The following is a 7459-nucleotide window of genomic DNA, read 5'->3' on the forward strand; positions in this document are numbered from 1 at the left end:
CGTCGCCTCCAAGCGCCTAAAGGCGGGCTGGAACGCCGACTACCTTGGCAAGGTGTTGGGCCTGGCCATCTGATCCTTCATGCAATCGCCCTGCGGTGGCCGCCGCCGGTAGCGACGCGGCGACGAAAAAAGCGCACAATAGGCCCTGTAGCAAATTAGTCATGTTGAATATATGAAATGTGAATCGGAATATCGCCAGTATGCCTTTGCGACTGATTTTCAGACGTTCAGCCGGCCATTGGCGCCTTTGTAAATCCTCAAGAATCGTTGGTGCGGGCACTTTGCGGCGCGCGTTTGTCCGCGAATTTCTTCTGCCACCGACGTTGGAGTAATCATGCACTGCCTTTCAATTTAATAGGAGAGCAATATGAACCAAGCACAAGTGAAACCTATCCCCGAAGGAATGCACACGCTCACCCCGCACCTGGTGTGCGCCGGCGCGGCCGATGCGATCGAGTTTTACAAGAAGGCGTTCGGCGCAACCGAGGGTGGCCGCATGGCCGGTGCCGACGGCAAGCTGATGCACGCGATGTTGCAGATCGGCGACTCGCACCTGATGCTGGTCGACGAATTCCCCGAATGGGGCAGCTTCGGGCCGAAGTCGCTGAAAGGCTCGCCCGTCACGATCCACATGTATGTGAACGACGTCGACGCCGCCTTCGCGCGGGCGCTGGACGCCGGCGCGACCGTCGCCATGCCGCTGCAAGACATGTTCTGGGGCGACCGTTACGGCGTGCTGCAAGATCCGTTCGGCCATAACTGGTCGCTGGCCACCCATGTGCGCGACGTCAGCCCGGAAGAGATGCACAAGGCGGCCATGCAAGGCTGCGTCGACGCATCGCAAACATAAAGGGGCCGGCCATGCGTTTCATGATCATAGTGAAAGCCAGCGCGCAATCCGAAGCCGGCGTCATGCCGAGTGAGCAATTGCTGACAGACATGGGAAATTTCAACGAGGAATTGTCCAAGGCCGGCGTGCTGCTGGCCGGCGAGGGCTTGCATCCCAGCGCGATGGGCGCCCGCGTCATATTTTCCGGCAGCGACCGCACCGTCGTGGATGGCCCGTTCAGCAATACACAGGACTTGGTCGCCGGCTTCTGGCTGATCAAAGTCGAGTCGAAGGAGGAAGCGATTAAATGGGTTAAGCGCTGCCCGAACCCAATGCCGGGCGATTCGGAAATTGAAATCCGCCAGGTGTTCGAGAGCGAGGATTTCGGCGCCGCCCTGACGCCGGATTTGAAGCTGCAGGAAGAGCGCATGCGGGCCGGCACCAAGCTGGCGGTGTGAACGTTGGAACAATCAACACCGCAGGCGTAGCCCCGGGGTCAGACACTAGGGTCTGACCCCGGCTCCGCGCCGTTGGTTTACTATCGGCGTCTCCGGCTCTTTACTTTAAGAAAACATGACATCGAATATCACGCGACGCATGGCGCGGGTCGCCCTGCCGCTGCTGGCGTGCGCCCTGCTCTGTTCCTGCGCCAGCCTGATCGGCCAGCGCCAGTTGGAGCTGCCGCTGGCCAAGCTGCAGCAAGGGCTGGAGCGCCGCTTTCCGCTGGAAAACCGCATGATGGCGCTGCTGCACGTCGAACTGACCCGCCCGCGGTTGGCGCTGTTGCCCGACGACCGTATCGGCCTGGCGTTGGAGGCAAAGATCGCGCCGCCGTTCACCAAGCAATCCTGGCGCGGCGGCATGGCGATGTCGGGCCGGCTGCTGCTCGACGCCAGCCGCAACGCCGTCTTCCTGCGCGAGGCCAGGGTTGATCAATTTACAGTCGACGGCGTCGACGCGGGCGTGCAGCGCCAGCTCGCCAAGGCGGCCAATCTGGTGGCGCAGCAAATCGCCGGCGAGGTGCCCTTGTATAACTTCCGGCCGGAAGAGCTGCGCTACGCCGGCGTCCAATTCGTCCCGACCGGCATCCGCACGACGGCCGCGGCGCTCATCGTTACTTTCGAGGCGGCCAAGTAAGTTGATGCGCAACTATTCCGCTTCCGCTTCCGCCATTTCCTTGCGCCGCTCGGTCATGGCTTGGCGCCGGCCGACGTCGGCCGCGGCGTTGAGGTCCGCGGAAAAGTCGTCGACCTGGATCGAGATGTCGGCGTAGCGCGCAAAATCCGATAGCACGTGGCGTTCTTCGGCCGTGATCAGCCCGCTGGCGGCGGCGTCGGCCACCCATTCGCGCATCTCCACCAGGCTTTGCGGAATCGCCGCCAGCGCGCCGGAGTGGACCGCCGGTTTGAAGCGGTGCTCGATCGCCTCGACCTGCGGCAGCAGCGCGAAGGCCAATTCGCCGCAGGCAATCGGGTCGCCGAAGTCGTCGGCGACGAAGCAGTCGGCCAGCAGCCGTTCGCGGCCCGGGCCGGCCGTTTGCATCGCCTCGGCCACCTCGCCGCCGAGCGCGTCGGACGGTTCGCGGTAAGGCAGGCCGAAGGGGAACACCAGCAGCCGCAACGCCAGCGCCAGCGCGCGGTTTGGGAAGTTGTCGAGCACGCCGATCAGCGCGTTCTGGGCGCGCGCCAGCGCGTCCTGCACCGACCAGTGCACGTACGGCGCGTCGGCTTGCGGCCGGCCGTCGTCCTCGAAGCGTTTCAGCGTGGCGGAAATCAAATACATCTGCGACAGGATGTCGCCCAGACGCGCCGAAATGCGCTCGCGCCGCTTCAGCGAACCACCCAGCACGAACATGGCGAAGTCGGTCATCAGCGCGAACGCCGTCGACAGGCGGTCGACCGCGCGGTAGTAGCGCAGCATGTCTTCGGCGGCGGCGCGCACTTCGGGCTTGAGCAGCGCGCCGGTCAAGCCGTAGCACAGTGCCCGCGCCGCGTTGGCGCACACGAAGCCGACATGGCCGAAGAAGGCGTCGTCGAAGTCCAGCAGGGCTTTGCGGCCGTCGGTTTCGGTGCTGGCGTGCATTTCCTTGAGCACGTAAGGATGCGCGCGGATCGCGCCCTGGCCGAAGATGATCAGGCAACGCGTCAGGATGTTGGCGCCCTCGACCGTGACGGCGATGGGAATTTGCTGGTAGGCGCGCGCCAGGAAGTTGCTCGGCCCCATGCAGATGCCCTTGCCGCCCAGGACGTCCATGCCGTCGTTGACGACCGCGCGGGCGCGCTCGGTGACGTGGTATTTGGCGATGGCCGAGATCACCGCCGGCTTTTCGCCCAGGTCGACCGCCAGCGCCGACAGCTTGCGCGTCGCGTCCATCATGTACAGGTTGCCGCCCATGCGCGCCAGCGCCTCCTGCACCCCTTCGAACTTGCCGATGGCGGTCTTGAACTGGCGGCGGATGGCGGCGTAGGCGCTGGTGCCGCGCACGGCCAGCTTGGCGGTGCCGACGCTGGCCGACGGCAGCGAAATCGCCCGTCCCGCCGCCAGGCATTCCATCAGCATGCGCCAGCCCTTGCCGATCTGCGGCTGGCCGCCGATCACCCACTGCATCGGGATGAAGACGTCGCTGCCGGAGGTCGGGCCGTTCTGGAACACCGCGTTCAGCGGCCAGTGACGCCGGCCGATGACCACGCCCGCGTGGGTGGTCGGGATCAACGCGCAGCTAATGCCCGGCTCGACGCCGGGCGGCAGCAGCTTGTCGGGGTCGACGGCGCGAAACGCCAGGCCCAGCAGCGTCGCCACCGGCCCCAGCGTGATATAGCGCTTGGTCCAACTGACGCGCAGCCCCAGCGTTTCGCGGCCCTCGAACTGGCCCATGCAGACCACGCCGGTGTCGGGAATGGCGGCGGCGTCCGAGCCGGCGTACGGGCTGGTCAAGGCGAAGCACGGCACCTCGGTGCCGGCCGCCAGGCGCGGCAGGTAATAGTCTTTTTGCGCGTCGGTGCCGTAGTGCAGCAGCAATTCGGCCGGCCCGAGGGAATTTGGCACCATCACCTGCACCGCCAGCGCCGAGCAGCGCGTCGACAACTTCATCACCACTTGCGAATGCATATAGGCCGAGAATTGCTTGCCGCCGTATTGTTTCGGGATGATCATGCCGAGGAAGCCGCGGTCGCGGGCGAACTGCCATGCCTGCGGCGACAAGCCCTGCCACAGCTGGGTGCTTTCCCAATCGTCCACCAGGGCGCACAATTGGTTGACCTCGTTGCCGAGGAAGGATTGCTCTTCGTCGCTCAGCGACGGCGCCGGCAGACTGAGCAGTTTATTCCAGTCGGGCTTGCCGGAGAACAAGTCGGCGTCCCACCAGGTGGTGCCCGCCTCCAGCGCGTCGCGCTCGGTCTCGGACATGCTCGGCAGGATGCGTTTAAACAGGGCCAACAGATGCGGACTGACCAGGCTGCGGCGCAGCGACTTGCTGGCCAGCAGCACCGCCGGCGCGCCCAGCACCACCAGCATGACCGCGGCGGCCAGCGCGTCAATGACGTCGCCGGCGTAACCGACGACGATCCACAGCGCGATTGCCGCGACCCACAAGGCGCCAGCGGCCTGGAACAACATCAGCGCCACAGTTGCGACGACGGCCGCCAGCATCCACATACCCATCTCATCTCTCCCTTTGCGCAGCGGCCGGAAGTCGAACGCTACAGGCCCACTTTACTGAGATAGGCGGTGGATATCAGTGCGGTATCGCGCATAGGACCCGCGCATTCTGCATATTTATTAAAATTGCCAATCCGGCACGGTTTTGCTCAGCCCGCCGCGCGCAGCAACAACTGGCCGCCCAGCGCCATCAGCGCGGTGAAAAAGCAGCGCCGGAACAGCGCCTGCGGCATCTTGCGGCGCAGCCATTGCCCGGTCGCCATGCCGGCCAGGGCCGGCAACAAGGCCAGCGCCGACGCGCCGGCGCCGCGCCAGTGCAGCGCGCCGGACCACGCCAACTGCAGCGCCAGCGCCAGCGTCGACACGGTAAAGGCCAGCCCCATGGCCTGGACCAACTGGTCCCGCCCCAGCCCGAGCGCCTGCAAGTAAGCCACGGCGGGCAATACGAACACCCCGGTCGCGGCGCTGACGACGCCGGTCGCCGCGCCGACCAGCGGCGCCAGCCAGCGCTCGAGCCGGGCCGGCACGCTCCAGCTCACCGCCACCAGCCCCAGCGCCGCGTAGACCATCAAGGCCAACCCCAAGGCGCCGCCGGCCCAATCGGCGCGCAGCCGCTGCGCCAGCGCGGCCCCGGCGGCGGTGCCGGCGCACACCCCCAGCAACAGCGGCCACAGCCGACGCAGCAACGGCGCGCAATCCGGCCCGGCGGCCAGTTGCCATAGATTCGTCAGCAACGAAGGCAGTAGCAACAAGGCGGCCGCCTCCATCGGCGTCATTAGCAGGCTCAGCAAAGCGATGGCGACGGTCGGCAGACCCAGCCCAACCGCGCCCTTGACGGTGCCGGCCAGCCAGAAACTCGCCGCGATCAACAATATATTTTCCATGCGCCCAGTCTGCCGGCAAAGGCGGCGCATGGAAATGTGGGATACACTGAGCCAGCCTTCGGCGCAGCCATAGGCCGACGCTGAATTCGACGACCTGACACGACCCGACCATGCGCTTTGATTTGACCGACCTGCAACTCTTCCGCCACGTCGTGGAGGCGGGCAGCATCACCGCCGGCGCCGAGCGCGCGCACCTGGCGCTGGCGTCGGCCAGCGCGCGCCTGCGCGGCATGGAAGACTTGTTGGGCGTGCCGCTGCTGCTGCGCAAACGCCGCGGCGTCGACGCCACCGAGGCCGGGCGTACGCTGTTGCACCACGCCCGGGTGATCCTGGCGCAAGTGGAGAAAATGCGCGGCGACCTCGGCGACTATGCGCAAGGCCTGAAGGGCCAGATACGCCTGTTGTGCAACACCTCGGCGCTCAGCGAATTCCTGCCGCAAGCCTTGGCCGACTACCTGCGCGCGCATCCGCAGGTCCACGTCGAGGTCGAGGAAAGGCGCAGCGGCGACATCGTCCAGGCGCTGTTCGACGGCGTCGCCGACATCGGCATCGTGGCCGACAGCGCCAACAGCGATGGCCTGCAAACCTTCCCTTTCCGCGACGACCCGCTGGTTGTCGTGGCGGCGCCGGCGCACCCGCTACTCGCCGGGCCGGGCGGCGGCGACATCGCGTTCGCGCAAACGCTGGCCTACGACTTCGTCGGCCTGGCCGCCGACAGCGCGCTGCAACAGCACCTGAGCGAACACGCGGCGAAACTCGGGCAGCGCCTGCGCTACCGCCTGCGCCTGCGCAGCTTCGACGCCATTTGCCGGGTCGTCGAAAGCGGCGCCGGCATCGCCATCATTCCGGCGGCGGCGGCGCGGCGCTATGAAAAAATGCTGGCGATCCGGCAGCGGCGCTTGACCGACCCCTGGGCCATGCGCCATTTGCTGGTCTGCGTGCGCCGCTACGACGACCTGTCGGCCCACGCCCGCGCGCTGGTCGGCGCGCTCAAAGCCTGAGCCCGGCCCGGCCGGCGCCGCTGTCGGGCCGGCATTTATCGCGCAAACGGCGACGCCGTGTGCCAAATCAGTTAATATTGCGAGATGGAAATGTTAGCTGGGGTATAAGTTGTTAGTGATTATCGGATTCATCGTCGTTCTGCTCTCCATTTTTGGCGGCTTCGCCCTGCAGGGCGGACACTTGGGCGCCCTCTTCCAACCGACCGAGTTGCTGATGATAGGCGGCGCGGCCATCGGCACTTTCGTGGTCGGCAACGACTCGAAGGCGATCAAGGCCACCATGGCGGCGTTGCCGTCGCTGATGCACGGCTCGAAATACACCAAGTCGCTGTATATGGAGTTGATGGGCCTGCTTTTCGAAGTGCTCACCAAGATCCGCAAGGAAGGCTTGATGTCGCTGGAAGACGATATCGACAATCCCTACGGCAGCGCGATCTTCCTCCAGTATCCACGCACCATGTCCGACCCGCACATCCTCGAATTCATCACCGACTACCTGCGGTTGATGGTGTCGGGCAATATGGACGCGTTCCAGATCGAAAATCTGATGGACAACGAAATCGAAACCCACCACGAAGACGGCGAAATGCCGATCCAAACCATTGCGCAACTGGCCGACGCGATGCCGGCGTTCGGCATCGTCGCCGCCGTGATGGGCGTGGTGCATACGATGGCCTCGGTCGGGCTGCCGCCGGCCGAGCTGGGCGTGCTGATCGCCAACGCGCTGGTCGGCACCTTCGTCGGCATCCTGCTGGCCTACGGCTTCGTCTCGCCGGTCGCCAGCCTGCTGCGGCGCAAGCACCACGAATCGCAAAAGATGCTGCAGTGTATCAAGGTGACGCTGCTGGCCAGCCTGAACGGCTACGCGCCGGCGCTGGCGGTGGAATTCGGCCGCAAGGTCATCTCCAACACCGAACGGCCCTCGTTCGACGAACTGGAAAAGCACGTGCGCCAGGTCAGATACAAGAACTAGGCCGCCGGGCCGAAGCGCGCCCTAGGAGTCTGCGCGGCAGACAATTCTTGCGCTGACCATGTGACGCGCTTCTTGCCTGCGTCGATGGCGATTCACTTTCGCACTCGAAAGTGGA

General features: G+C 65.4%; 7 protein-coding genes. 5 read left to right on the forward strand and 2 right to left on the reverse strand.

Going from position 1 to position 7459, the window contains the following annotated elements; all coding sequences use genetic code 11:
- Positions 1-367 precede the first annotated feature (367 nt).
- The 3 genes from ACFDR9_RS26170 (at position 368) to ACFDR9_RS26180 (ending at position 1966) form a co-directional block, all read left to right on the forward strand.
- Complete coding sequence (locus ACFDR9_RS26170; RefSeq protein ID WP_409032866.1) at positions 368-850, forward strand: VOC family protein; 483 nt, start codon at positions 368-370, stop codon at positions 848-850.
- 11 nt (positions 851-861) lie between these two features.
- Positions 862-1287 (forward strand): YciI family protein, encoded by a 426-nt coding sequence (locus ACFDR9_RS26175; protein ID WP_409032867.1) that lies wholly within the window; start codon positions 862-864, stop codon positions 1285-1287.
- A gap of 115 nt (positions 1288-1402) precedes the next feature.
- The gene (locus ACFDR9_RS26180) at positions 1403-1966 is read left to right on the forward strand and encodes a DUF1439 domain-containing protein (protein WP_409032868.1); all 564 of its coding nucleotides are present in this window, start codon (positions 1403-1405) and stop codon (positions 1964-1966) included.
- 12 nt (positions 1967-1978) lie between these two features.
- On the opposite strand, the gene ACFDR9_RS26185 is transcribed toward ACFDR9_RS26180, so the two are convergent.
- Complete coding sequence (locus tag ACFDR9_RS26185; RefSeq protein WP_409032869.1) at positions 1979-4489, reverse strand: acyl-CoA dehydrogenase; 2511 nt, start codon at positions 4487-4489, stop codon at positions 1979-1981.
- A gap of 146 nt (positions 4490-4635) precedes the next feature.
- Positions 4636-5370, reverse strand: a complete 735-nt coding sequence (locus ACFDR9_RS26190) for a sulfite exporter TauE/SafE family protein (RefSeq protein WP_409032870.1) — start codon at positions 5368-5370, stop codon at positions 4636-4638.
- Between the two features lie 110 nt (positions 5371-5480).
- Here ACFDR9_RS26190 and ACFDR9_RS26195 point away from each other — a divergent pair, with 110 nt between their 5' ends.
- A complete protein-coding gene (locus tag ACFDR9_RS26195) occupies positions 5481-6371 on the forward strand; it encodes a LysR family transcriptional regulator (RefSeq protein ID WP_409032871.1) in 891 nt (296 codons plus the stop codon).
- Positions 6372-6480: 109 nt separating this feature from the next.
- Positions 6481-7344 carry a flagellar motor stator protein MotA gene (gene motA, locus ACFDR9_RS26200; protein ID WP_026132432.1) on the forward strand — a complete coding sequence of 288 codons (864 nt, stop codon included), beginning with the start codon at positions 6481-6483 and terminating at the stop codon, positions 7342-7344.
- Positions 7345-7459: the final 115 nt, after the last annotated feature.

The sequence above is a fragment of the Janthinobacterium sp. CG_23.3 genome (assembly GCF_046115965.1).
Classification (GTDB): Bacteria; Pseudomonadota; Gammaproteobacteria; order Burkholderiales; family Burkholderiaceae_D; genus Janthinobacterium.

Coding starts and splice junctions, on each gene's coding strand:
- ACFDR9_RS26170 (WP_409032866.1), top strand. CDS start 368: ATGAACCAAGCACAAGTGAAACCTATCCCCGAAGGAATGCACACGCTC.
- ACFDR9_RS26175 (WP_409032867.1), top strand. CDS start 862: ATGCGTTTCATGATCATAGTGAAAGCCAGCGCGCAATCCGAAGCCGGC.
- ACFDR9_RS26180 (WP_409032868.1), top strand. CDS start 1,403: ATGACATCGAATATCACGCGACGCATGGCGCGGGTCGCCCTGCCGCTG.
- ACFDR9_RS26185 (WP_409032869.1), bottom strand. CDS start 4,489: ATGGGTATGTGGATGCTGGCGGCCGTCGTCGCAACTGTGGCGCTGATG.
- ACFDR9_RS26190 (WP_409032870.1), bottom strand. CDS start 5,370: ATGGAAAATATATTGTTGATCGCGGCGAGTTTCTGGCTGGCCGGCACC.
- ACFDR9_RS26195 (WP_409032871.1), top strand. CDS start 5,481: ATGCGCTTTGATTTGACCGACCTGCAACTCTTCCGCCACGTCGTGGAG.